The sequence below is a fragment of the Pantoea eucalypti genome (assembly GCF_009646115.1).
Taxonomy (GTDB): domain Bacteria; phylum Pseudomonadota; class Gammaproteobacteria; order Enterobacterales; family Enterobacteriaceae; genus Pantoea; species Pantoea eucalypti.
Genome location: NZ_CP045720.1, coordinates 1 through 23,877 on the forward strand (window position 1 = coordinate 1; position 23,877 = coordinate 23,877).

At 56.2% G+C, this 23,877-nt stretch carries 21 protein-coding genes; 13 read left to right on the forward strand and 8 right to left on the reverse strand.

The window, feature by feature from the left end; translation table 11 throughout:
- The 11 genes from dnaA to EE896_RS00055 all read left to right on the forward strand — a co-directional run bounded on the left by dnaA (window position 1) and on the right by EE896_RS00055 (window position 13,737).
- Window positions 1–1,416, forward strand: a complete 1,416-nt coding sequence (gene dnaA / locus EE896_RS00005; protein ID WP_003849649.1) for a chromosomal replication initiator protein DnaA — start codon at window positions 1–3, stop codon at window positions 1,414–1,416.
- A gap of 4 nt (window positions 1,417–1,420) precedes the next feature.
- The gene (gene dnaN / locus EE896_RS00010) at window positions 1,421–2,521 is read left to right on the forward strand and encodes a DNA polymerase III subunit beta (RefSeq protein WP_003849646.1); all 1,101 of its coding nucleotides are present in this window, start codon (window positions 1,421–1,423) and stop codon (window positions 2,519–2,521) included.
- A gap of 176 nt (window positions 2,522–2,697) precedes the next feature.
- The gene (gene recF / locus EE896_RS00015) at window positions 2,698–3,783 is read left to right on the forward strand and encodes a DNA replication/repair protein RecF (RefSeq protein ID WP_003849644.1); all 1,086 of its coding nucleotides are present in this window, start codon (window positions 2,698–2,700) and stop codon (window positions 3,781–3,783) included.
- Between the two features lie 18 nt (window positions 3,784–3,801).
- Entirely contained in the window at window positions 3,802–6,210 is a 2,409-nt protein-coding gene (gyrB, locus tag EE896_RS00020) for a DNA topoisomerase (ATP-hydrolyzing) subunit B (protein WP_140034180.1), read from the forward strand.
- A gap of 258 nt (window positions 6,211–6,468) precedes the next feature.
- Complete coding sequence (yidA, locus tag EE896_RS00025; RefSeq protein ID WP_039658658.1) at window positions 6,469–7,278, forward strand: sugar-phosphatase; 810 nt, start codon at window positions 6,469–6,471, stop codon at window positions 7,276–7,278.
- A gap of 212 nt (window positions 7,279–7,490) precedes the next feature.
- Window positions 7,491–8,189 carry a FadR/GntR family transcriptional regulator gene (locus EE896_RS00030; RefSeq protein ID WP_003849638.1) on the forward strand — a complete coding sequence of 233 codons (699 nt, stop codon included), beginning with the start codon at window positions 7,491–7,493 and terminating at the stop codon, window positions 8,187–8,189.
- Window positions 8,186–9,067 carry a 2-dehydro-3-deoxygalactonokinase gene (locus tag EE896_RS00035; protein WP_140916055.1) on the forward strand — a complete coding sequence of 294 codons (882 nt, stop codon included), beginning with the start codon at window positions 8,186–8,188 and terminating at the stop codon, window positions 9,065–9,067. Before EE896_RS00030 ends, EE896_RS00035 begins: the two co-directional genes overlap by 4 nt.
- Window positions 9,051–9,668: a 2-dehydro-3-deoxy-6-phosphogalactonate aldolase gene (locus EE896_RS00040; RefSeq protein WP_003849633.1), complete on the forward strand. Its 618-nt coding sequence runs from the start codon at window positions 9,051–9,053 to the stop codon at window positions 9,666–9,668. Before EE896_RS00035 ends, EE896_RS00040 begins: the two co-directional genes overlap by 17 nt.
- Entirely contained in the window at window positions 9,665–10,813 is a 1,149-nt protein-coding gene (dgoD, locus tag EE896_RS00045) for a galactonate dehydratase (RefSeq protein WP_140916053.1), read from the forward strand. Before EE896_RS00040 ends, dgoD begins: the two co-directional genes overlap by 4 nt.
- 236 nt (window positions 10,814–11,049) lie before the next feature.
- Window positions 11,050–12,342 carry an MFS transporter gene (locus EE896_RS00050; protein WP_140916051.1) on the forward strand — a complete coding sequence of 431 codons (1,293 nt, stop codon included), beginning with the start codon at window positions 11,050–11,052 and terminating at the stop codon, window positions 12,340–12,342.
- A 126-nt stretch (window positions 12,343–12,468) separates the two neighbouring features.
- On the forward strand, window positions 12,469–13,737 hold the full coding sequence (locus EE896_RS00055; protein WP_140916050.1) for a YidR family protein: 1,269 nt from the start codon (window positions 12,469–12,471) through the stop codon (window positions 13,735–13,737).
- Here the strand turns inward: EE896_RS00055 and EE896_RS00060 are convergent.
- The gene (locus tag EE896_RS00060) at window positions 13,703–14,071 is read right to left on the reverse strand and encodes a YceK/YidQ family lipoprotein (protein ID WP_283543753.1); all 369 of its coding nucleotides are present in this window, start codon (window positions 14,069–14,071) and stop codon (window positions 13,703–13,705) included. The two genes, EE896_RS00055 and EE896_RS00060, sit on opposite strands and share 35 nt — an antisense overlap.
- A gap of 287 nt (window positions 14,072–14,358) precedes the next feature.
- Between EE896_RS00060 and ibpA the strand changes: the two genes are divergently transcribed.
- Window positions 14,359–14,775, forward strand: coding sequence for a small heat shock chaperone IbpA (gene ibpA, locus EE896_RS00065; protein WP_003849623.1), 417 nt, complete (start codon window positions 14,359–14,361; stop codon window positions 14,773–14,775).
- A 431-nt stretch (window positions 14,776–15,206) separates the two neighbouring features.
- Here ibpA and EE896_RS00070 read toward each other — a convergent pair whose 3' ends face one another.
- The 6 genes from EE896_RS00070 to EE896_RS00095 are packed head-to-tail and all read right to left on the reverse strand — an operon-like array spanning window position 15,207 to window position 20,942.
- Window positions 15,207–16,118, reverse strand: a complete 912-nt coding sequence (locus EE896_RS00070) for an O-acetylserine/cysteine exporter (protein ID WP_003849621.1) — start codon at window positions 16,116–16,118, stop codon at window positions 15,207–15,209.
- A gap of 21 nt (window positions 16,119–16,139) precedes the next feature.
- Window positions 16,140–16,640, reverse strand: a complete 501-nt coding sequence (locus EE896_RS00075) for a YbaK/EbsC family protein (protein WP_003849620.1) — start codon at window positions 16,638–16,640, stop codon at window positions 16,140–16,142.
- Between the two features lie 42 nt (window positions 16,641–16,682).
- Window positions 16,683–17,483 carry a 2OG-Fe(II)-dependent halogenase WelO5 family protein gene (locus EE896_RS00080; protein ID WP_008926390.1) on the reverse strand — a complete coding sequence of 267 codons (801 nt, stop codon included), beginning with the start codon at window positions 17,481–17,483 and terminating at the stop codon, window positions 16,683–16,685.
- Between the two features lie 5 nt (window positions 17,484–17,488).
- Window positions 17,489–18,196, reverse strand: a complete 708-nt coding sequence (locus tag EE896_RS00085) for a class II glutamine amidotransferase (protein WP_008926389.1) — start codon at window positions 18,194–18,196, stop codon at window positions 17,489–17,491.
- Window positions 18,184–19,458: an ATP-grasp domain-containing protein gene (locus EE896_RS00090; RefSeq protein WP_008926388.1), complete on the reverse strand. Its 1,275-nt coding sequence runs from the start codon at window positions 19,456–19,458 to the stop codon at window positions 18,184–18,186. The genes EE896_RS00085 and EE896_RS00090 overlap by 13 nt, the downstream gene beginning before the upstream one ends.
- A 17-nt stretch (window positions 19,459–19,475) precedes the next feature.
- Entirely contained in the window at window positions 19,476–20,942 is a 1,467-nt protein-coding gene (locus EE896_RS00095) for a hypothetical protein (RefSeq protein WP_140916048.1), read from the reverse strand.
- A 166-nt stretch (window positions 20,943–21,108) separates the two neighbouring features.
- On the opposite strand from EE896_RS00095, the gene EE896_RS00100 reads away from it, so the two are divergent.
- Complete coding sequence (locus EE896_RS00100; protein WP_140916047.1) at window positions 21,109–22,569, forward strand: aminotransferase-like domain-containing protein; 1,461 nt, start codon at window positions 21,109–21,111, stop codon at window positions 22,567–22,569.
- Here the strand turns inward: EE896_RS00100 and EE896_RS00105 are convergent.
- Window positions 22,566–23,816: a valine--pyruvate transaminase gene (locus EE896_RS00105; RefSeq protein ID WP_078805074.1), complete on the reverse strand. Its 1,251-nt coding sequence runs from the start codon at window positions 23,814–23,816 to the stop codon at window positions 22,566–22,568. The genes EE896_RS00100 and EE896_RS00105 overlap by 4 nt on opposite strands.
- Window positions 23,817–23,877 lie beyond the last annotated feature (61 nt).

The following is a 23,877-nucleotide window of genomic DNA, read 5'->3' on the forward strand; positions in this document are numbered from 1 at the left end:
GTGTCACTTACGCTTTGGCAACAGTGTCTTGCCCGTTTGCAGGATGAGCTTCCTGCCACCGAATTCAGCATGTGGATCCGTCCACTCCAGGCTGAGTTAAACGACAATACGCTTGCCTTGTATGCTCCAAATCGCTTCGTACTCGACTGGGTTCGGGACAAATACCTTAATAGCATCAACGCACTGCTAAATGAATTTTGTGGTCCAAACGTGCCTGCACTGCGTTTTGAAGTAGGTACGCGCCCGGTTCAGCAGCAAGCGGCAGCGGTCAGCCAGCCCGTCATGGCCAGCGTCAGCGCGCCCGTGATGCCCGTACAGAGCCATATTCGTCCGGCCCCGGCGCAGATCATGCGTCCCAGCTGGGATAATGTCCCGGCTCCGGCCGACGTCACTTACCGCTCGAATGTGAATAACCGTCATAACTTCGATAACTTCGTTGAAGGTAAATCCAACCAGCTGGCGCGCGCGGCGGCACGTCAGGTGGCGGATAATCCAGGCGGCGCTTATAACCCACTTTTTCTGTATGGCGGCACGGGTCTCGGTAAAACGCACCTGTTGCATGCGGTGGGCAACGGCATTATTGCCCGCAAACCCAATGCAAAAGTGGTTTACATGCACTCCGAGCGTTTTGTACAGGATATGGTTAAAGCGCTGCAGAACAATGCAATTGAAGAGTTCAAACGCTACTACCGTTCTGTGGATGCGCTATTGATCGATGACATTCAGTTCTTTGCGAATAAAGAGCGCTCACAGGAAGAGTTCTTCCATACCTTTAATGCCTTATTAGAAGGCAATCAGCAGATCATCCTCACCTCGGATCGCTATCCCAAAGAGATTAACGGTGTAGAGGATCGTCTTAAATCGCGCTTCGGCTGGGGTTTAACGGTGGCGATCGAGCCGCCTGAGCTGGAAACGCGTGTGGCGATCCTGATGAAAAAAGCGGATGAGAACGACATCCGTCTGCCGGGTGAAGTTGCCTTCTTTATTGCCAAGCGTTTGCGCTCTAACGTGCGTGAACTGGAAGGTGCACTGAACCGCGTCATCGCCAATGCTAACTTTACCGGTCGGGCGATCACCATCGACTTCGTGCGTGAAGCGCTGCGCGATCTGCTGGCGCTGCAGGAAAAGCTGGTCACCATCGATAATATTCAGAAGACCGTGGCTGAGTACTACAAGATTAAGGTGGCAGATCTGCTTTCCAAACGCCGTTCGCGCTCGGTAGCGCGTCCGCGCCAGATGGCGATGGCGATGGCGAAAGAGTTGACGAACCACAGCTTGCCAGAAATTGGCGACGCTTTTGGGGGTCGCGACCACACAACGGTGCTTCATGCCTGCCGCAAGATTGAGCAGCTGCGTGAAGAGAGCCACGATATCAAAGAAGATTTCTCTAATCTCATCAGAACATTATCTTCCTGACGCTATGAAATTTATTGTTGAACGTGAGCAGCTGCTGAAGCCGCTGCAACAAGTTAGTGGCCCACTGGGTGGTCGTCCGACGCTGCCGATTCTCGGAAACCTGCTGCTGCAGGTTACAGAAGGTTCGCTGCTGCTGACCGGTACCGATCTGGAAATGGAGATGGTCGCACGTGTGGCGCTGACGCAGGCGCATGAGCCTGGCTCCACCACCGTTCCGGCGCGAAAATTTTTGGATATCTGTCGCGGATTGCCGGATGGTGCAGAAATCACGCTGGCGCTGGAAGGCGATCGTATGCTGGTTCGCTCTGGCCGCAGCCGTTTTTCGCTGTCGACCCTGCCCGCCAGTGACTTCCCGAATCTCGACGACTGGCAGAGTGAAGTTGAATTCACCCTGCCGCAGGCGACCCTGAAACGGCTGATCGAAGCGACTCAGTTCTCGATGGCCCATCAGGATGTGCGTTACTACCTCAACGGCATGATGTTTGAAACCGAAGGGGAAGAGCTGCGCACTGTAGCCACTGATGGTCACCGTCTGGCCGTTTGCTCCATGCCGATTGGCCAGGCACTGCCGAGTCATTCCGTGATTGTGCCACGTAAAGGCGTCATTGAGCTGCTGCGTCTGCTGGATGGCGGCGATACGCCTCTGCAGGTCCGGATTGGCGGCAGCAATATCCGCGCGCACGTCGGCGACTATATCTTTACCTCTAAGCTGGTTGATGGTCGCTTCCCTGACTATCGCCGCGTATTGCCGAAGAATCCCGATAAAGTGCTGGAAGCGGGCTGCGATCTGCTCAAACAGGCCTTTGCCCGTGCTGCCATCCTTTCTAACGAGAAGTTCCGCGGTGTTCGCCTCTATATCACCGAAAATCAGCTAAAAATTACCGCCAATAACCCTGAACAGGAAGAAGCGGAAGAGATGCTGGATGTCAGCTATAACGGCACGGAACTGGAGATCGGTTTTAACGTCAGTTACGTGCTGGATGTGCTGAACGCGCTGAAGTGCGAAAACGTCCGCCTGCTGCTGACGGATTCAGTGTCGAGCGTGCAGATCGAAGATGTGGCGAGTCCTGCAGCAGCTTACGTCGTCATGCCCATGCGCTTGTAGGTGTGATATATCGGCCTGGCTTACTTGCTATGTTGTGCCCCGGCAGTGCTCGCCATCCTCACGTACTTCAGTACGCTCCGGTGGCTGTGCGCTGGCGAGGCGCAACGTAGCGGCGACGCCGACGACCTTGATCGCCAGGTCCAAAAACTTTATTGCCCTTCACGCTGGATTGATTCATGGCTTTAACCCGCCTTCTTATCAAAGATTTTCGTAATATCGAGCAGGCCGACCTGCAACTGGCCCCCGGATTTAATTTCCTGGTGGGTGCCAATGGCAGTGGGAAAACCAGCGTTTTAGAGGCGATTCATACGCTGGGGCATGGTCGATCGTTTCGCAGTTTGCAGGCGGGTCGCGTCATTCGTCACGACGAGGCGGCGTTCGTGTTGCACGGGCGTCTGGAAAACGCAGAGCGGGAAATTTCTGTCGGGCTGACCAAAAACCGGGCCGGTGACAGCAAAGTGCGTATTGATGGCAGCGATGGTCATAAAGTCGCAGAGCTGGCGCAGCTGCTGCCGATGCAGTTAATCACGCCTGAAGGTTTTAGTCTGCTGAATGGCGGTCCCAAATACCGCCGGGCCTATGTCGACTGGGGCTGTTTCCATAACACGCCCGGCTTTTTCAACGCATGGAACAACATGCGTCGCCTGCTTAAACAGCGGAATGCGGCGCTTCGCCAGGTCTCACGTTACAGCCAGATTCGTCCCTGGGATCAGGAGCTGGTTCCGCTGGCTGAACAGATTAGCCAGTGGCGGGCGGAATACAGTGCGGCAATATCTGCAGAGATCACCGCCACCTGTAGCCAGTTTCTGCCAGAGTTTGAACTGCGCTTCTCCTTCCAGCGTGGCTGGGACAAAGAGAGTGATTACGGCGAACTGCTGGAACGTAACTTCGAGCGCGATCGTGCGCTGACTTATACCGCCAGCGGCCCCCATAAAGCCGATTTTCGTATTCGGGCTGAAGGGACGCCGGTGGAAGATTTACTCTCACGCGGGCAGTTAAAACTGCTGATGTGTGCATTGCGTCTGGCACAGGGCGAGTTCCTGACAAGCCAGAGCGGACGCCGCTGTATTTACCTCATTGATGACTTTGCTTCTGAGCTGGATGAGAGCCGACGACGCCTGCTGGCGGACCGGTTAAAAGCCACTCAGGCGCAGGTGTTTGTCAGCGCTATTTCTGCCGGGCATGTAATCGACATGACTGACGAAAAGGGCAAGATGTTCCGCGTGGAACAGGGTAAAATAGCGGTTCAACCTGAAGATTAAAATGAGCGAGAAACGTTGATGTCGAATTCTTATGACTCCTCAAGTATTAAAGTCCTGAAAGGACTTGATGCGGTACGCAAACGCCCGGGCATGTATATCGGCGATACCGATGACGGTACCGGTCTGCATCACATGGTATTCGAGGTCGTGGATAACGCAATCGACGAAGCGCTCGCTGGTCACTGTAGTGACATTGTGGTCACCATCCACGCGGATAACTCCGTTTCGGTGCAGGATGATGGACGCGGCATTCCAACCGGTATTCACGAAGAAGAGGGCATCTCTGCCGCTGAAGTGATCATGACCGTGCTGCATGCTGGCGGTAAGTTCGATGATAACTCCTATAAAGTCTCCGGCGGCCTGCATGGCGTGGGCGTCTCCGTGGTTAACGCCCTGTCGCAGAAGCTGGAGCTGACCATTCGTCGCGAAGGCAAAGTGCATCAGCAGGTTTACGTCCATGGCGTACCGCAGGCACCGCTGGCGGTAACGGGTGAAACCGACATTACCGGGACCCGCGTGCGTTTCTGGCCGAGCCACGAAACCTTTACCAACGTGCGCGATTTTGAGTATGACATTCTGGCGAAACGCCTGCGTGAACTCTCATTCCTCAACTCGGGCGTGTCTATTCGTCTGGAAGATAAGCGCGATGGCAAAAACGATCACTTCCATTACGAAGGCGGCATCCGGGCGTTTGTTGAGTACCTGAACAAAAACAAAACCCCTATTCACCCTACCGTGTTCTATTTCTCTACTGAGAAAGATGGCATCGGTGTGGAAGTGGCACTGCAGTGGAACGACGGTTTCCAGGAAAACATCTACTGCTTTACCAACAATATCCCGCAGCGTGACGGTGGTACACACCTCGCCGGTTTCCGTGCGGCGATGACCCGTACCCTGAATGCCTACATGGACAAAGAGGGTTACAGCAAGAAAGCCAAAGTCAGCGCCACCGGTGATGATGCCCGTGAAGGTTTGATCGCCGTAGTGTCGGTGAAAGTGCCGGATCCAAAATTCTCCTCGCAGACCAAAGATAAACTGGTCTCCTCCGAGGTGAAATCGGCGGTTGAGCAGCAGATGAATGAGCTGCTGGCAGAATACCTGCTGGAAAATCCATCAGACGCCAAAATCGTCGTCGGCAAAATCATCGACGCAGCCCGTGCCCGTGAAGCGGCCCGCCGCGCCCGTGAAATGACCCGCCGTAAAGGCGCGCTGGATCTGGCAGGTCTGCCAGGCAAACTGGCGGATTGCCAGGAGCGCGACCCGGCGTTGTCCGAAATCTACCTGGTGGAGGGTGACTCCGCAGGCGGCTCGGCTAAACAGGGCCGTAACCGTAAGAACCAGGCGATTCTGCCGCTGAAAGGTAAAATCCTTAACGTTGAGAAAGCGCGTTTCGACAAGATGCTTGCTTCCCAGGAAGTTGCCACGCTGATCACCGCGCTGGGCTGTGGTATTGGTCGCGATGAGTACAACCCGGACAAGCTGCGTTATCACAGCATCATCATCATGACCGATGCCGACGTCGATGGTTCCCACATCCGTACCCTGCTGCTGACCTTCTTCTATCGTCAGATGCCTGAAATCATTGAACGCGGCCATGTTTATATCGCCCAGCCGCCACTCTACAAAGTGAAGAAAGGTAAGCAGGAGCAGTACATCAAAGATGACGAGGCGATGGATCAATACCAGATCGCTATCGCGCTTGATGGTGCGACGCTGCACACCAATGCCAGCGCACCCGCGCTGGGCGGTGAGCCGCTGGAGACACTGGTCTCTGACTTCAACAGTACCCAGAAGATGATCAAGCGTATGGAACGCCGTTATCCGATGGCGATGCTGCGTGCGATGATTTATCACGACACGCTGAGCGATCTGAGCAACGAAGCAGAGGTCACCACCTGGCTGAACGGTCTGGTGAGCTATCTGACCGAACGCGAAGCGCACGGCAGCACCTATCTGGCACAGGTGCGTGAAAACCGCGAAACGAACCTGTTCGAGCCGGTGCTGCGCGTCCGTACCCACGGTGTGGATACCGACTATCCGCTGGAAGCGGATTTCATTCAGGGGCCTGAGTATCGCAAAATCTGCGCGCTGGGTAGCCAGCTGCGTGGTCTGCTGGAAGAAGATGCTTACATTGAGCGTGGCGAACGTCGTCAGCCAGTGGCAAGTTTCGAACAGGCGATTGAGTGGCTGGTGAAAGAGTCGCGTCGCGGCCTCTCCGTCCAGCGCTACAAAGGTCTGGGTGAGATGAACCCGGATCAGCTGTGGGAAACCACCATGGATCCAGACAGCCGTCGTATGCTGCGCGTCACCATTAAAGATGCGATTGGCGCTGACCAGCTGTTCACTACGTTGATGGGCGATGCGGTGGAACCGCGTCGCGCCTTCATCGAAGAGAATGCGCTGAAAGCCGCCAATATCGATATCTAACCGGCAGCGGACGTAAAAGGCCATCACTCAGGTGATGGCCTTTTTTTTGTACCGTACGGGCGGAAATCCATCAGGCCGCACCCCTGCTGTTCGCCAGGCGAACCCGCAACTATCCGAAAAGCCGTGATTTAAATCCACCGCGATCTCCTTATCGCCTGCACCCAGCGGTTTGCTGCCCGTTCCTGCCTGCCATGAAGCTGGTCAATGTGCGCTGAATCGCGCTAGCATTGAATAAAACCCAGACGCTACGAGGATTGTATGGCTATTAAATTGATCGCTATCGACATGGATGGCACCCTGCTCAACCCGCAACATGAGATCACACCAGGGGTGAAATCTGCCCTGGATCGCGCCCGCCAGAAAGGTGTGTCGATTGTGCTGACCACCGGCCGGCCATTTGTGGGTATCCAGCGCTATCTGATGGAGCTGGATATGCAGACGCCCGGCCAGTATGCGATAAGCAACAACGGTGCGCTGGTTCATCAGGCCGAAGATGGTGAGTGCGTGGCGGAAGTGACGCTGACCTTTGACGACTACCTCTACATCGAGAATCTGGCACGTGAGCTTGGCGTGCATTTCCAGGCGTTCGACAAATCCCATCTCTACACACCCAATAAAGACATCAGTGAATACACCATCCATGAAGCGAGCCTGACCGGCATTCCGGTGCGCTATCGCGCCGTGGAAGAGATGGATCGCGCCATGCGCTTCCCGAAACTGATGATGATTGACCGCCCGGACCTGCTCGACGCGGCGATTGCCCGTCTGCCCGAACATGCTCACCAGACTTATACCATCCTGAAGAGCGCGCCTTACTACCTGGAAATTCTCGATTGTCGGGTGAATAAAGGCCAGGGCGTCAAAATGCTGGCTGACAAGCTCGGTCTTAAGCAGGAAGAGGTGATGGCGATTGGCGACCAGGAGAATGACCTGGCGATGATTGAATACGCCGGAACCGGCGTCGCAATGGGTAATGCCATTGATTCTGTTAAGAAAATCGCGCAGTTTATCACCAAAACCAATATGGAAGATGGTGTGGCGCATGCCATTGAAGAGTTAGTGCTTTAATTGCCTTTCCCGGATGGCGTCCTGCCATCCGCCTTTCCCATTGATTTAACGCCACCCACCTGCAAGGGCGGATTGTTGTTTTTGTGATCTTGATTGTAGTACAAGATTAATATCAAGTACTACAATATGTGCAGAGGTTAAGACAATCTGTAGGCCTGAAAAGCGGAAGGCAGTAATCTGATAGCTCATGCTTTCTCACTGAATGGATCATCATGACGCAACAGCACATCAGCAAAACGGAGCGTATCATCCTGACGCTGGGCGAGGAGATTGTCGCCGGCCACTTTGCGCCAGGCGCCGCACTTCCGGCGGAATCCGACCTCTGCGATCGCTTCTCTACTTCACGCAATATCATTCGCGAAGTCTTTCGGGCGCTAATGGCAAAAAGGCTGATTGAGGTGAAACGCTACCGGGGGGCATTCGTCACCGCCCGCAACCAGTGGAATTATCTCGACAGTGACGTGCTGCAATGGGCGCTGTCGCACGATCAGGATCCGCGTCTGATCGCTGCGATGAATGAAGTCCGTGTGCTGGTTGAACCGCAAATTGCCCGCTGGTCAGCCGAGCGCGCCACCTCCAACGATCTGGCGGCCATCGAACAGGCTTATAACGACATGGTGACACATCATGCCGATCGCGAACTGTTTAACGAGGCGGATATCCGCTATCACGAAGCGGTGCTGGCATCGGTGCACAACCCGGTGCTTCAGCAGCTTAACGTCGCGATCAGTCAGCTGCAAAAAGCGGTCTTCTCCCGCACCTATATGCCGGATCAGGAGAACATGCCGCGTACGCTGGCCGAGCATAAAGCATTATTTGACGCGATTCGCCATCAGAATGCTGATGCCGCCGGAGAGGCAGCGAAAGCGATGATCGCCAGTTCAACCGCACGACTCAAGGAGATTTTGTGAGCAGCTATATCGCCATCGACTGGGGATCCACCAACCTGCGTGCCTGGCACTACGATAAGGGTGAATGTGTCGACCAGCGTCGGTCTGAAGCGGGGGTGACGCGTCTGGCCGGACGTACTGCGGCTGAGGTATTTGACGATGTCACCGCTGGCTGGCCCGTTGACCGCGTACCGGTAATCATGGCGGGCATGGTGGGAAGTAACGCGGGCTGGCAACCGGTGCCCTATCTTGGCTGTCCGATGGCGCTGGACCAGCTTGCCAGCCACCTCACACACGTCGCGGATAAAGCGTGGATCGTGCCGGGACTGAGCATCGAACGAGACGACAACGATAACGTTATGCGCGGCGAAGAGACACAGCTGTTAGGTGCCACCACGCTGCACGCAGCATCGCTTTATGTCATGCCGGGCACCCATGCAAAATGGGTCGATGTTGAGGGATTGGAGGTGCGCGATTTCCGAACCGTGATGACCGGCGAACTGCATCATCTGCTGCTGAATCATTCTCTGATTGGAGCCGGCCTGCCGGAGCAGCAGGAGAACAACGTGGCGTTTCAGGAAGGTATTGAACGCGGTGCTCAGGATGCTTCGATCCTGTCGCGCCTATTTGAAGTGCGCGCGGCCCATGTTCTGGGCACACGCGATCGCCGCCACGTTAGCGAGTTTCTCTCCGGACTCCTGATTGGACATGAGGTTGCGCTGATGACGAAACAGAGCACAACATACACCCGTCAGCCCCTTGTTATCATTGCCGGTGATGCACTGGCCTGTCGATATCAGCAGGCGTTGCAGTTTATCGGTCTGGAATCTGTCACCCTGGAGGGCGATCGAGCCTTTCAGCATGGAATAAGGAGTATCGCCAATGTCCTGGCAAACTAACTTACCGCTGATCGCCATTCTGCGTGGCATTACCCCGGCGGAAGCCGAGGCGCACGTTGGTGCGTTGATCGAGGCCGGATTTGACGCTATCGAGATCCCGCTAAACTCACCAGACTGGGCCACCAGCATTGCCGCCATGGTAAAAACCTTTGGTGACCAGGCTCTGGTTGGCGCAGGTACTGTGCTGACACCTGAGCAGGTTGACCAGCTGGCAGAGCTCAACAGCAAACTGGTGGTCACGCCCAATACCGATCCGGCGGTTATCCGTCAGGCCGTCTCTCACGGCATGACGGTCGCGGCAGGTTGTGCTACCGCCAGCGAAGCCTTTACCGCCTTACAGGCGGGTGCGCAGGCGCTGAAAATTTTCCCCTCTTCGGCATTTGGTCCCGGTTACATCAAAGCGCTGAAAGCGGTGCTGCCACCCGACATTCCGGTGTTTGCCGTGGGCGGTGTGACACCTGAAAACCTGCAGGAATTTCTGGCTGCGGGCTGCGTCGGCGCAGGATTAGGCAGCGATCTCTATCGCGCCGGTCAGCCGCTGTCACGCACGATAGAAAAGGCTCAGGCTTTTGTTACTGCATATAAGGACGCTGTACGATGAAAATTACCAGACTGACCACTTACCGCTTACCGCCGCGCTGGATGTTCCTGAAGATAGAAACCGATGAAGGCATCGTTGGCTGGGGCGAGCCGGTTATTGAAGGCCGGGCGCGAAGCGTGGAAGCCGCCGTTCATGAACTATCAGAGTACCTGATTGGCCAGGATCCCTCGCGCATCAACGATTTATGGCAGGTAATGTATCGCGGCGGCTTCTACCGGGGTGGCCCGATTCTGATGAGCGCCATTGCCGGTATCGATCAGGCTCTGTGGGACATCAAAGGCAAAGCACTGGGGGTACCGGTTTATCAGTTACTGGGCGGTCTGGTGCGTGACCGTATTAAAGCCTACAGCTGGGTAGGCGGCGATCGTCCGACTGATGTGATTGAAGGCATCACAAAACTGCGGACCATCGGTTTTGACACTTTCAAGCTTAATGGCTGCGAAGAGATGGGCATTATCGACAGCGCACTGAAAGTAGATGCCGCAGTCAATACCGTGGCGCAAATCCGCGAAGCTTTTGGGAAAGAGATCGAATTTGGCCTGGATTTCCACGGGCGCGTCAGCGCACCAATGGCAAAAGTCCTGATCAAAGAGCTGGAACCCTATCGCCCACTCTTCATCGAAGAGCCGGTACTGGCTGAGCAGGCGGAATATTATCCGCGCCTTGCCGCACAGACTCACATTCCGATTGCCGCGGGCGAGCGCATGTTCTCACGCTTTGAGTTCAAGCGTGTGCTGGAAGCGGGCGGGCTGGCGATTCTGCAACCTGACCTCTCTCATGCAGGCGGCATTACCGAATGCTACAAAATTGCCGCAATGGCGGAATCCTATGATGTGGCCCTGGCCCCGCACTGCCCACTGGGCCCGATTGCACTGGCCGCCTGTCTGCACATCGACTTTGTGTCACGTAATGCGGTGTTCCAGGAGCAGAGCATGGGCATTCACTACAATCAGGGCGCAGAGCTGCTCGATTATGTACTGAATAAAGATGATTTTAAAATGGATGATGGCCATTTCTATCCCCTGAATAAACCAGGACTGGGTGTGGAAATTAATGAAGAGTTAGTGATAGCACGCAGTAAAAATGCGCCTGACTGGCGTAATCCATTATGGCGATCAGCAGATGGTTCGGTCGCAGAATGGTAATTTATCTGACGGAATAAAATAAAAAAAATCTGTAAAGAATGTGCCGGTAAATAAGGCGCAGGGGTCAGCACATGCCTGCGTCAGCCGGAATATAAAAAAACTTATCTTCCGCCCCAGTGCGTCTTGCAGACGCCTGTGGTGTTCTGTGCGCCAGATTTGCCCAAAAAGTCAGTCTGGCGCCGGTCCGATACCCTACAAAGCACGTAATTTTCCTTACGTGAAGACGGAGAAGCACTATGGATCTCTCAGCAACACAGGAAAAACCGACTCGCCGCCGTTATTTAACCCTGGTAATGATCTTTATTACTGTGGTGATCTGTTATGTGGACCGCGCTAATTTAACCGTGGCGTCTGCGCATATTCAGGAGGAATTTGGTATTACTAAAGCGCAAATGGGTTATGTCTTTTCTGCCTTTGCCTGGTTATATACGCTTTGCCAGATCCCCGGCGGTTGGTTTCTGGATCGGGTCGGTTCACGATTAACCTATTTTATTGCCATTTTCGGCTGGTCAGTGGCGACATTGCTGCAGGGCTTTGCCAGCGGATTACTCTCGCTGATCGGTCTGCGTGCCATTACCGGTATTTTTGAAGCCCCCGCTTTCCCGACCAATAACCGGCTGGTAACCAGCTGGTTCCCGGAGCAGGAGCGCGCCTCAGCCGTCGGCTTTTATACGTCGGGTCAGTTTGTCGGCCTTGCTTTTCTGACACCGCTGCTGATTTGGGTTCAGGAGCTACTCAGCTGGCACTGGGTCTTCATCATTACCGGCGCTGTCGGTATTGTCTGGTCATTCATCTGGATCAAAGTTTATCAGGCACCCAATAAAAGCAAAGGCATTAATCAGGCTGAGCTGAGCTATATCCGTGAAGGTGGTGCTATGGTGGAAGGCGATGCGCCGGTGGCCAAAAAAGATCGGATGCGTTTAACTGCCGCCGACTGGAAACTGGTGTTTCATCGCAAGCTGTGCGGCGTCTATCTCGGTCAGTTTGCCGTCACCTCCACTCTGTGGTTTTTCCTGACCTGGTTCCCTAACTATCTCACCCAGGAGAAGCACATTGCCGCGCTAACGGCAGGCTTTATGACCACGGTGCCCTTCCTGGCTGCCTTTGTTGGCGTCATCCTCTCTGGCATTGTGGCTGACCGTCTGGTACGCAGCGGCCGTTCGCTAGGGTTTGCCCGTAAAACGCCGATTATCTGTGGCCTGCTGATATCAACCTGCATCATGGGTGCCAACTACACTAATGATCCGGTGTGGATTATGGTGCTGATGGGGCTGGCGTTCTTTGGGAATGGATTTGCGTCGATCACCTGGTCACTGGTCTCTTCACTGGCACCGGTGCGCCTGATCGGGCTGACCGGTGGAGTGTTCAACTTTGTCGGTGGACTGGGCGGCATCACCGTGCCGTTGGTCGTGGGCTATCTGGCTCAGGATTACGGTTTTGCCCCGGCGCTGACCTATATTTCGGTTGTGGCCCTACTCGGTGCCCTCTCCTACATCCTGCTGGTCGGCGATGTGAAACGCGTCGGTTAATCGTCTGCTACGACTGTCATCTTCTCCGGGCCGCAGCGGCCCGGCTCCCTGCATCCGGCAAAAAAGCTGCACCGCAAAACAGAATCGCGTAATTTGTCGGGCAACGCTGTCTCCGTGGGTTTTATCATGTCAGAAAAACAGATCACCTTTGCTGCCCGTCAGCATCAGCTCACCAATATCAATGTCTGGACTGCCGACAGTCAGTGGCTGGCGTTTGACGTCCGTCCCTCGGGCGCGTCGTTTACCAGCCAGACCATTGAGCGGGTCAATGTGATGACCGGAGAGGTAGAGGTGCTCTATCAGGCCCGACACGGAGCCCACGTCGGCGTAGTCACGGTCAGTCCCGACCTGCCGCCACGCTACGTCTGTATTCATGGCCCGGAACATCCCGATGCCAGCTGGCAGTATGATTTCCACCACCGGCGCGGTGTGCTCGTTCAGAACGGCACGGCGGTGAATCTGGATGCCTGCGATATCACGCCGCCGTTCACCCCTGGCGCGCTGCGTGGCGGTTCGCATGTGCATGTCTTTAGTCCTGATGGTTCACGCCTGAGTTTTACCTACAATGACCACGTGATGCATGAACTGGATAGCCGTCAGGATCTGCGCAACGTCGGCGTCGCCTTGCCGCTGTGTGCTGTCACGCCTGTAAAGCAGCATCCGCGTGAATATGACGGCACTTTTTTCTGCGTGCTGGTGAGCCAGACGCATACGAAACCACAACCCGGCAGCGACCAGATCAATCGTGCCTATGAGGAGTGCTGGGTCGGTGAGCGCGGTTATCAGAAACCAGACGGCAGCTGGCAGCGCTGGGCTATCGCTTTTATTGGCGACACCGTGACGGCACAGGGCGAGAAACGGCCTGAAGTTTTTATTGTTGATCTGCCTGACGCGCTGGAGGAGTACGCCCGCGCCGGAGAGAAGCCACTGGAGGGCAGCAGCCAGCAGTTACCTGCGCCACCGGCTGGCGTGCAGCAGCGTCGCCTGACGCACAGCCGCGGCGTGGCGCTGCAACCGCGCCACTGGCTGCGTGCTGCACCGGATGGCAGCCAGATCGCGTTTCTGATGGCGGATGCAGGAGAGGTGATCCAGCTCTGGATGGTGTCGCCCAATGGCGGCGAACCGCGTCAGATCACCCATCTCAGCCACAGCATTCAGTCCGCCTTTAGCTGGCATCCTGAGGGCCAGGCGATTGCCTTTATCTGTGATAACAGCGTGATGCGATGTGACATTGAGAGCGGCGCGTGTCAGCGGCTGACCGGCAGAACGGAAGAAGCACCGTCAGGTGACGCGGTGGTCTGGTCACCGGACGGTACACAGATTGCTTATATGCGTGAGGTGAATGGCTGGCGGCAACTCTTTACGGTTGCGGCTGCGACCGCACAGGAGGCATAGGCTGCGCCTGTGCCAGGCTTTCGTTGGTATGCGCGAGTCTTTCGCTCTGCAGGATGCGTTCACGTGGGGAGTCGAGAGTTTTGTCCTGGTCGCTACGGTAGTAGTCCCACGGCAGCAGCAGCGTATCCAGCACGGCAGAGAAAGGAAGATCGATTAACGCCAGCGGCTTCAGCGCCCAGCTGGTATCACCATCGGCCAGCATGTCAGCGCTGGCACGGGTGCCGGGATAGTAGCCCTGACTCGCACCGGTGTGAGACATCACGCTGGAACAGCCGGTTGTCACCATTGCGCAGCACACTATTCCAGCCAGAGGTAAGGTCTTTAATTTCATCATCATCATCCCTTCAGTCATGGCATAAGCCTGGCTGAGTTTGCTTGCCAGACAACGTCAACACTCTGGGGCGAAGTCCGTTCTGGTCTGGCAAAAGTAGTCCTGAGTGTATGTCATTTCCTCAGATTGGCGAAAAAAATTGCATTTTACCCTCTTGAAAATCCTCTTCTGACACCCATTTTTACTTTACGGACGCACTCACGGTTGCCGCAAGGGACAGTGAGGTGCCGTATCCAGCCTGTCCACTAGTGGAAGGTTGCCAAAACTTGCTGAACTTCAGGAGTCTTAATATGCGTAATTTTGATCTCACCCCACTTTATCGCTCTGCTATCGGTTTTGATCGCCTGTTTAACCTGCTCGAATCTAATCAGAATCAGAGCAATGGCGGCTATCCTCCTTATAACGTAGAACTGGTCGATGAAAATCACTATCGCATTACGATTGCGGTGGCCGGTTTTTCTCAGAGCGAACTGGATATTACAGCGCACGATAACGTGCTGATTGTGCGGGGAGCCCATCCTGAAGAGCAGGCCGAGCGTAAATACCTGTATCAGGGAATCGCCGAGCGCAACTTTGAGCGTAAATTCCAGCTCGCCGACCACATTGTGGTGCGCGATGCCCGTCTCGAAAATGGTCTGCTGAGCATCGACCTTGAACGTCTGGTGCCGGAAGAGGCGAAACCACGCCGTATTGAGATTCTGAAGTAAGATTGGGATTCAGAATTAACCACAACAAACGCCGCTTATGCGGCGTTTGTCGTTTTTGATGTCAGTGGGAGCGCAGGCTCAGGGAGCATACGCAGCGTCAGCGGCGTTTCAGACTGCTGGCATACCCAAATCAGGGTGAATCTGGCCGCAACGAGTAAACTCAACGCGCAGGAAACACGGGCAGAAGAGGAAAGCGTCCCGCGCCATGGACAAAAACGTCGGGAGCGTTTTTGAACAACGCGAAGCGTTGGCCCGGCAACGGGCGCACCTCAGGGATGAGGTGCGTAATCGCGCGGGCCGAGCGTGCCATGGAGGGCGGTTTTTGCGTCTTTCCGATCTGACCGTGCTTCCTGCGCTTGCTCGGTCTCACAGCTAACCGGGTCAGATTTTATCAACAACCTCTAACGCCGTGGCAGCGGCGTTTTTTAACTTTACGGCTGCGTTCTCATCGCTAAACGCTGACCCAGCACGCCACCAAACACATTGACCAGCAACCCCAGAATAATCACTGCCGCGCCCAGCATCTGCTGCCCGGAGAGATGCTCATCCAGCACCAGTGCAGCGGTAACAATCCCCACGACCGGCACCAGCAGCGACAGCGGCGCGACGCGCCAGGTTTCATAGCGACTTAGCAGATTCCCCCAGATGGCATAGCCCACAATGGTGGCGACAAACGCCAGATAGAACAGCGCCAGCACGGTCTGCAGGCCGATATGCAGCAGGCTGTTAACGATGGCGGCCTCGCCATCAAACAGCAGAGAGCAGGCAAAGAAGGGAATGACCGGTACCAGTGCACTCCAGACCACCAGCGACATGATCGGCACACTGCGGTTCCGCATAATGATCTTATTAGTGATATTGCCCAGCCCCCATGACAGCGCCGCCGAGAGTGTCAGCATCATGGTGGTCAGCGTAATACCGGCGCTGGTCTGCCCTTCCATGCCTGCTGTTGCCAGCATAAACATCCCCAGCGTGGCGATGATAATCCCGACAATATGATTCCAGCGCAGCTTTTCCGCCAGCAGCAGCGCGCCCAGCAACAGGGTAAAGAAGGCCTGCGCCTGCAGCACCAGCGAGGCCAGACCGGCTGGCATACCAAGTTTGATCGCCAGGAACAGAAACGCGAACTGACCAAAACTGATGGTCATGCCGTAAACGACCAGCCAGCGCAGCGGGATCGGCGGGCGACGCACAAAGAAAATGGCGGGAAAGGCGACCAGAGAGAAACGCAGTCCGGCGAGCAAAAAGGGCGGCATGCCCTGCAGCCCCAGCTTAATCACCACAAAATTCACGCCCCACGCCACCACCACGCACAGCGCTAACAGCATATCTTTTACCGACATCAGAAACTCCTTGTGCCGCCGTCAGGCGGTGACCGCAATCGGGGTGGCGATATCAGCACAACACGCGTCCCCCACGATGCGAAAATAATCCTCTGCAGCCAGCGCGATCGACTTCTCCAGTTCGCCCGCGTTAAACCATAATGTGCCGACCTGTTGCAGCCGGGAATCCACCCGCAGCGCCAGCCGGTCATCAAAACTAAATGGCGGCACAGCGCCCATGACACAGTCGGTCAGTGCCTGTGCCAGCTCGGGCGCGGCGAAAGAGGATTTTTTGCCACCGATCGCGCGCGCCGCATTTTTAAAATTGATCCGGCAGTCGCCCGGCACAATGGCCAGCAGCTGTCGCGAGGGCGCACCATCCGGCATGCTCACCTCCAGCACCATCGCTTTGGCCGCCTGACCCAGTGCGTTGCCGCGTATCTGGCTGATCTGCTCGGTTTGCCCTACCGCCTCATGCTCCACCACACGGTAGCTGGCCTGATGCTGATCCAGCAGCGCAGTAATCTTTTCAAACGTCGTCATTCCCTTCTCCTTTTCTGGCACAACTTAATGGCACAACCTGGCTTAGCTCCAGGCGATAGCATGTTTCATCTTTTTATCGGTCAGCCCGAAAAAGAACCCCATCGTGATACGGGTATCGCCTTCGACCCGATCAATCTCATGATAAAAAGCGGGATTAAACAGATAGACATCGCCACTGCGCGGTGAAAATTCGCAGATCTCGCTGTGATCAATGACCCCACTGCGATAGCCCAGCTCACCGGCGGTTTTGAACTGCTCATCCTCCGGCGACCACTTTTTGTTGTAGATGCGCAGCGCACCACCCGCGCTGCACTCCTGCAGGCAGACCACGCAGCTGAGCTGATGCAATATTTGTGTCACAACCAGGGAGGTTCCTGCAGCATCGCGCACGATATTGTCGTTATGTAGCGGGTTCGCGACGCCATCAGCATGAAAGCGCACGATAGAACCGGCGTAGTCACCACAACCCGGTTCGTGGGCGATGTTTAAGCTCTCCAGCCGCAGCGCGTGCTGCACCCAGCGGTAAATCTGTTCGCGCAGTGTGTTGAGTGATGCCGGCAGCGCCGGCTGGATATCGCGCAGCTCAGTGAAATAGTTATCAGGTGCCGCCGTATGGCGTGCCAGATAGGGACCCAGCGTGGTCAGCGCGCCATTGGGATAGTGAGAGACACGGATCTTTTCCCGGCAGCTCTGCAGGTCAGTCACCACCGCTTGCCGCACGTCTGGCGTCAGAAAGTTACGCAGCACCAGTAGCGGCACCCGTGCAGTGACGATGTCATCCAGCCAGGTCGATTCCACAAACATGTTGGGATTAATCACGCGGAACTGATTGAAAATTGCCATGTTTATCACTCCCTAAACGGTATTTCATAGAGTTCATGATTATTCATTCGCCGCCAGCTGCCGGCGCTGCCTGGTATTGTCACGGGTTCAGAGGCGATCAGCGTGCAACCGTCCTGTTGCCGAAAATGCATCGTAAAATAGTCCGGCCAGGGGGTGTCGTGCGGATACCACTGCCACGCCCAGGCTTTGTCGCGGGTGACGAAAATGGCATTGCCTGCGCTGCCGCCTGGCTCAACCTGCGCCATCTTTGCGCGCAGATAGTCCCGGGTGAAATCAGCAGGGGTGGTCTGATCCACTAAATAGCGCAGATACTCTTCAGAATCGAAGCGTGATTCCGCCAGGCCGAGCTGACGGTAAATGGTCGGCAGAAAGCCGTTATGCATCATGTACCACTGATGTCCGGCGCTGTTGCGCCACAGCGGATGCGAAAACTCGATCCCCTGATTTTTGCTCAATGTGGCGTGACGCACATGAACCGCCAGAAACCGACTGCGCAGACGATCCACGTCAATACCCGGCAGGGCGTCTGCGAACGGGCCGGTGCCATGCAGGGTGTGAATCTCGCCCTGTTCCAGCCACAGACAGCCCCAGCCATTGGGATGCGATTTGATCGGGCCATCGTGTTCGGCGCCTTCGCCGCAGCTCATGGCGCGTGCTGCCTCCAGAATCTGTGCGCTGTCAAACTGGCCATATGCCAGAATCATCCTGCACATACTTTGTCTCTCCCGGCGGTGACTGATTGCGCGGCAATCACCTGCTTAAACGTGGTCATGATTGGCTCACGTGCTGTATCTGTCAGACTGAAGGTGGCGAGGATACCCGCATGACGGGTCAGATCGGCATAGAGCGAGGAGCGTGGCGAAACCTGCAGTGCAGGCAATCTGAGGGGTGGCAACAGCGCACCCTGCTGATGCTGTTCGATCCAGCTTTCGGCAGCCTGCAGCTGCGCCGGTTGCCGTAACCGCAGCTGTCCAACCGCACCGGATCCGGTGAAAGCAAAAGCAGGCAGTGGATCGCCCGCCTCCAGCCGGAAGGTGACATCCGCCCAGTTGATGCCCGTTGCCTCCTGCACCAGTATTGCCACCCCCATGCCGGAAAGCCGGAATCCCATCTCAAGGAAATGCGGTACGCCATTAACCACAATAAAATCGATATGAAACGCGCCCTGACGATAGCCAAAGGTTTCACAACAGAAGGTCATCAGGCTACTGAACGATGCCGGCAAGGCCGCTGCCGCCATTGCTACATGCCCCGACTCATAAAAACTGACGCATCCCTGGCTATCCCGGTGCTGCTCAATCACCTTCTGGCAGCAGGTCAGTGCCTGGGGATGCCCCTGATGCACCACACCCTGCAACGAAAACTCAGTGCCTGTCAGCGCACTTTCCACAATAAAGCCGCTGAAGCCGCGACCGCCATAGTTCATGGTCTGCACCAGCTGTTTCACCACACTGCGCAGTTGATCGGCGCGTTCAATCAGAAAGATGCCCAGGCCGCCGCCGCCATCCACTGGTTTCACGACACACGGATAGATCAGCGCCTGTTCCGCATCCAGAATGCTGAGCGGTGACGCGAAAAAGCGGAACTCTGGCTGCGGGAAGCGCGGCCAGGCTTTTTTCAGCGCCATGCGCTGCGCATATTTATCCATGGGAATAAAGGCGGCAGGCGCGTCTGGCCCGGCCAGCATCTCACGCAGCCGTCCGGCGCTGGCGTTGTAAGCTTCAAAGCCTGCCAGCACCACCAGCGGATGCGCCAGTAAACCGGCATGCAGATAAGCCTGCATGAGCTCCCACGGATTCTCAGGACGGTCGAGGCGAATAATCAGATCAAACGGCAACGCCAGACTGAGCGACTGGTAATCGACAAAATCACCCATTTCCGCCAGCACGGTAAAATAGCCGTCGCGCTTCGCCACCGCGCAATAAGGATTTTGTCCGTCGCGGGTGGCGCCAATTTGCAGGAAAATCTTTTTCATCGCCTCGCCTTACCGGGTTAACGCCCGGAAATGATTTCTGTCACGATGTCATTGAGCACACCGTTATTGACCTGAATCACCGCTTTGTGAGGATCAAAACGCAGGACGCGCGACAGCGGATCGGTACTTTTGCCCTCCAGCAGCGAACTGACCGGCCTGCTCTGCCAGCAGTGGCGCATCTGCGTCAGCGTCAGGCCGGAGAGCTGTGTTAACTGCTGAGCCAGTTCGACGTCGTTATTGCGTTGTTCAATCAGATCGCGAATAGCGGCTTCCTCCAGCGCAATCTGCTGCTGCGACAGCCAGTGTCCCAGCTGCTCTCCGTGCGCCAGGAAGGGTGAGTAAATCATGCAGATCAGCTGATCTTCACTGAGGTTAAACGCCTGCATGGCGAAATCTGCCGCGCGCTGCCGCTGCTGCCGGATGGCGTCGTCGTCCTGATAGCGCGCCGCCATCTCATTAATGAGCGCGGACGGAAAATCTTTCTTCACCATCAGCCCCAGCGCGAAGCGCACATACTCGCGGATCCCTTCGGCATAGTGGCGCTGCAGCAGCGTTTCAGCCCGCAGTCCGCGCAGATGCGCCATCAGCGTTGGATTACCGCAGTCGGACTCGGAAAAGCTGAACATCAGTTCATCAAAACGGAAGCGCATAAATTCGCTGAGCAGCGCCCAGTGCGCGCCCGCTTCATAGGCGGTGTCCTGATAAATGTTGAAAAACAGCGGGTCACGTGCGAGCTGATGGGTGATGCGGTGCGCGGCTGTCAGCTGTTCGGCCCCGTAAACGTCAGAGAAGTAGCGCTCTGCCACACCGTCCAGCGTCTGGAGAAATCCGCTGAAGCCCCGGCTTTTGTCCGCTACCGGCGCATCAAACAGCCGGGAAAGGTGTCTCGCCCAGGCGACATAGGCGGCCTGCTCCTGCGGCGAGTCGCCGGTGATAATCAGATCCACGCCGCCGTTGTAGTCTGCCGCCAGACCAAAGGAGTTCACCATGCTGAGATTACAGGCGTTGCAGAAGGTCGAGCGCGCATCAGCGCGAAAACGGTGGCCATTCATCAGCACGTCATTGCGGTTCTGCTGCCGTACGCTCTCAGGAATCGTCAGGTCGCGGGCAAACGGTCGGATCAGCAGGCCATCTACCACCAGGCATTCTGTCCGTTCATCGTCATGCATCGCCAGCGCCTGATAAACGCGGTGGATGTTCTCCATCACGCTCTGATTCATCGCCGCATGACGGTTAGTACTGACCCGCAGATGAAACGTGCTGCCCTGCTGCAGCCAGATCAGCCCCTGAAGGTAACGCACGTAAGCCACCATGTAGCTACTGTCTTTTCCGCCGCCATAGGCTAGCAGAACGCGGTTATTTTCCAGCATCTGCTGATCCGGCAACGCCGCCAGCAGGCGAACAGAGCAGCGCTGAGCCGATTCAATGATGGCGGGCGACAGATACGCTTCAATCTCCTTCATCATGGCGGGCAGATTGTTCATTTTTCACGTTTCCCTCAGTTGAACAGTATCACTTTATGGCCTGAAGCCGGCGGCTGACGGGGCGTCGGGCCGTTTAGCGTCATGAATAATTAAGAGATGCAGCCTAAACTACTTTGAATGTACTCTGTTGAATATGCACAGATCAGCGCGATATGGGGTGGAACAGATGGCCGATATTATCGGGGAACAGGAGAGTCAGAACAGTCGTTACCGCCAGATCGCAGAACAGATTAAGCAGGCCATTCACGGCGGTTCACTGGCACCCGACAGCCGTCTGCCGTCGGTGCGGACGCTGGCAACACAGTACAATGTCAGCCTCACCACCGCCCTGAAAACACTGCGCACGCTGGAAGATGAGCGCTACGCCGTTGCCCGTCCAAAATCGGGCTTTTTTGTTGCCTCGCAGCGGCCTGCCTCGCAGCGGCTGCCCGCCGTCAGCGAACAGCCGCGCGCCATCGCGCCGCTGGATGAGCAGACAGAACTGCATCTGGCGATGCTCGGCTCAGACTGCCGGGTGCGTCTCGATCTGGCTAACGGCGACAGCGCCCTTTATCCGGTCAAGCGCATCGGCCTGCTGATGCGCCAGATGGGCTACAGCAAACCGGCGCTGCTCGGCAATACGGTCAAAGGTACCGGCTATGCGCCGCTGAAAACTGAGATTGCCCGACGCGCGGTCGATTACGGCTGCAATATCAGCGCCGACGACATTCTGATCACCAACGGCTGCATAGAGGCGATTTCGCTGTCCCTGCGCGCCACCACCCAGCCGGGCGATGTGGTGGCAGTAGAGTCACCCTGCTATTTCGTGCTGCTGCAGATGCTGCATAACCTCAATTTACGGGTGATTGAAGTGGAAGCCGGGCCGGAAGGGTATGTGAATGTGGCGAAGCTGACCGGATTATTTCAGCGCAAGGCGGTACGGGTTTTTCTCACCCTGTGCAACGTCAATAATCCGCTGGGCAAGAGCATTCCTAACGAGCATAAAGCCTATATTGCGCGGCAGGCGGATGAAAACGATGTGGTGATCATTGAGGATGATATTTTTGGCGATACCGCCTTTGGTGAGCGTCGCCCCTTCCCGATGCGCGCCTTCAGCCCCAACGCCATTCTCTGCAGCGGCTTTTCCAAAACCGTGGCACCGGGCATTCGCATTGGCTGGGTTCACAGCGTCAATTACATGCGCAAAATCGCCTCGCTGAAATATACCTCGACGATGGGCACCTCGGTGTTGTCACAGGCGGCGGTGGCGGAGTTGCTGCGCAGCGGGGGCTATGATGCGCATCTGCGCAAGCTGCGTCGCGAGCTGGCGCGGCAAATCCGTGAGATGCGTCAGTCGGTGCTGCGGGAATTTCCGGCGGGAACACGCGTGTCCGATCCGGAAGGAGGCTATGTGCTGTGGGTCGAGATGCCGGGAAAGGCGCTGAACGTGCGTGAGCTGTTTCTGAAAGCGCGTAATGCGGGCATCGGCATTGCGCCGGGCCACATTTTTGCCACCGACCAGCGCTACGATCACTGTTTCCGGCTGAATGCCGGTTTCGGCTGGAATGCTGAGGTGGAACAGGCCATTAAACAGCTGGCACAGTGGTGCCAGCTGTCGTTAACCGATCCACAGGAAGAGCAGGATTAGCTGTCGCGCCAGGCGATCTCAACCTCTTCCGCCAGAATCTGCACTGCCCGCTCGATGTTCTCTGCATCCGGCACGTAGTTCATCCGCATACATTGATGGGTGTGTGGCCACGCCTGCTCCAGCCCCGGGAAGAAGAAGTGGCCTGGCACCATCAGCACGCCGCGCGCTTTAAGCCGCTGATAAAGCAATTCAGTGGTGATCGGCAGATCGCGGAACCAGAGCCAGAGGAAAATGGCCCCTTCCGGCTTGTGGATCAGGCAGCGATCTTCCGGCAGATAGCGCCGCAGGATCGCGATGGTCTGCTGCACCTTCTGCTGGTAGAACGGCTTGATCACCTCTTCGGAGAGCCGCAACAGATCGCCGCGACGAATCATCTCATTGGCGATGGCCGGACCGATACTGCCTGGTGCCAGACTGATAATGCCGTTCATGTTGCTCAGTGCAGTAATCGTCTTCTCGTCAGCAATAATAATGCCGCAACGCGCACCCGGCAGGCCGAGCTTCGACAGACTCATGCAGAGAATGATGTTGGGGTTCCACAGCGGGCGCACCTCGCTGAAGATGATGCCGGGGAACGGCACACCATAGGCATTGTCGATCAGCAGCGGCACGTCATGCTGCTGTGCCAGCGCATCGAGCTGCATCAGCTCATCATCAGTGATCACATTACCGGTAGGATTTGTCGGGCGCGAGACGCAGATCAGCCCGACCTCATCGTTCATCGGCAGATGCTCGAAATCGACATGATATTTAAACTGGCCTTCCGGCAGCAGCTCAATGTTCGGCTTCGCCGAGACAAACAGCGCCTCTTCCAGACCGGCATCCGCATAGCCAAGATACTCAGGCGCCAGCGGGAACAGCACTCGCTTCTTGCTGCCATCGGCCCGGCGACCGGCATACAGGTTAAACAGATAGAAGAAAGCGCTCTGACTGCCGTTGGTCAGTGCGATATTCTCTGCGGTGATCGGCCAGCCAAGCTGTTCACGCAGCAATTCAGCCAGTGACGCCAGCAGCGTCGCTTTGCCACGCGGACCGTCATAATTGCACAGCGCTTCGCTGAGTTTGCCTTCCTCGTGCATCTGCTGCAGCAGTTGCTGAAAGTAGTCGTTCATGGCCGGAATTTGCGCCGGATTGCCGCCACCCAGCATGATGGTGCCGGGCGTGCGGAGGCCCGCGCCCATATCTTCCATCAGACGTGAGATGCCGGAATGTTGGGTAAATTTGTCGCCGAACTGAGAAAAGGACATAGCGGTTAAATATTTGTGATAACGAATCGGGGGTCCACCATAACGCCCGCCATCGGCGGGC

What these genes read in the sequence shown, in the direction of transcription:
- dnaN (WP_003849646.1), top strand. Translation starts at nt 1,421, where the DNA reads ATGAAATTTATTGTTGAACGTGAGCAGCTGCTGAAGCCGCTGCAACAA.
- recF (WP_003849644.1), top strand. Translation starts at nt 2,698, where the DNA reads ATGGCTTTAACCCGCCTTCTTATCAAAGATTTTCGTAATATCGAGCAG.
- gyrB (WP_140034180.1), top strand. Translation starts at nt 3,802, where the DNA reads ATGTCGAATTCTTATGACTCCTCAAGTATTAAAGTCCTGAAAGGACTT.
- yidA (WP_039658658.1), top strand. Translation starts at nt 6,469, where the DNA reads ATGGCTATTAAATTGATCGCTATCGACATGGATGGCACCCTGCTCAAC.
- EE896_RS00030 (WP_003849638.1), top strand. Translation starts at nt 7,491, where the DNA reads ATGACGCAACAGCACATCAGCAAAACGGAGCGTATCATCCTGACGCTG.
- EE896_RS00040 (WP_003849633.1), top strand. Translation starts at nt 9,051, where the DNA reads ATGTCCTGGCAAACTAACTTACCGCTGATCGCCATTCTGCGTGGCATT.
- dgoD (WP_140916053.1), top strand. Translation starts at nt 9,665, where the DNA reads ATGAAAATTACCAGACTGACCACTTACCGCTTACCGCCGCGCTGGATG.
- EE896_RS00050 (WP_140916051.1), top strand. Translation starts at nt 11,050, where the DNA reads ATGGATCTCTCAGCAACACAGGAAAAACCGACTCGCCGCCGTTATTTA.
- EE896_RS00055 (WP_140916050.1), top strand. Translation starts at nt 12,469, where the DNA reads ATGTCAGAAAAACAGATCACCTTTGCTGCCCGTCAGCATCAGCTCACC.
- EE896_RS00060 (WP_283543753.1), bottom strand. Translation starts at nt 14,071, where the DNA reads ATGATGAAATTAAAGACCTTACCTCTGGCTGGAATAGTGTGCTGCGCA.
- ibpA (WP_003849623.1), top strand. Translation starts at nt 14,359, where the DNA reads ATGCGTAATTTTGATCTCACCCCACTTTATCGCTCTGCTATCGGTTTT.
- EE896_RS00070 (WP_003849621.1), bottom strand. Translation starts at nt 16,118, where the DNA reads ATGTCGGTAAAAGATATGCTGTTAGCGCTGTGCGTGGTGGTGGCGTGG.
- EE896_RS00075 (WP_003849620.1), bottom strand. Translation starts at nt 16,640, where the DNA reads ATGACGACGTTTGAAAAGATTACTGCGCTGCTGGATCAGCATCAGGCC.
- EE896_RS00080 (WP_008926390.1), bottom strand. Translation starts at nt 17,483, where the DNA reads ATGGCAATTTTCAATCAGTTCCGCGTGATTAATCCCAACATGTTTGTG.
- EE896_RS00085 (WP_008926389.1), bottom strand. Translation starts at nt 18,196, where the DNA reads ATGTGCAGGATGATTCTGGCATATGGCCAGTTTGACAGCGCACAGATT.
- EE896_RS00090 (WP_008926388.1), bottom strand. Translation starts at nt 19,458, where the DNA reads ATGAAAAAGATTTTCCTGCAAATTGGCGCCACCCGCGACGGACAAAAT.
- EE896_RS00095 (WP_140916048.1), bottom strand. Translation starts at nt 20,942, where the DNA reads ATGAACAATCTGCCCGCCATGATGAAGGAGATTGAAGCGTATCTGTCG.
- EE896_RS00100 (WP_140916047.1), top strand. Translation starts at nt 21,109, where the DNA reads ATGGCCGATATTATCGGGGAACAGGAGAGTCAGAACAGTCGTTACCGC.
- EE896_RS00105 (WP_078805074.1), bottom strand. Translation starts at nt 23,816, where the DNA reads ATGTCCTTTTCTCAGTTCGGCGACAAATTTACCCAACATTCCGGCATC.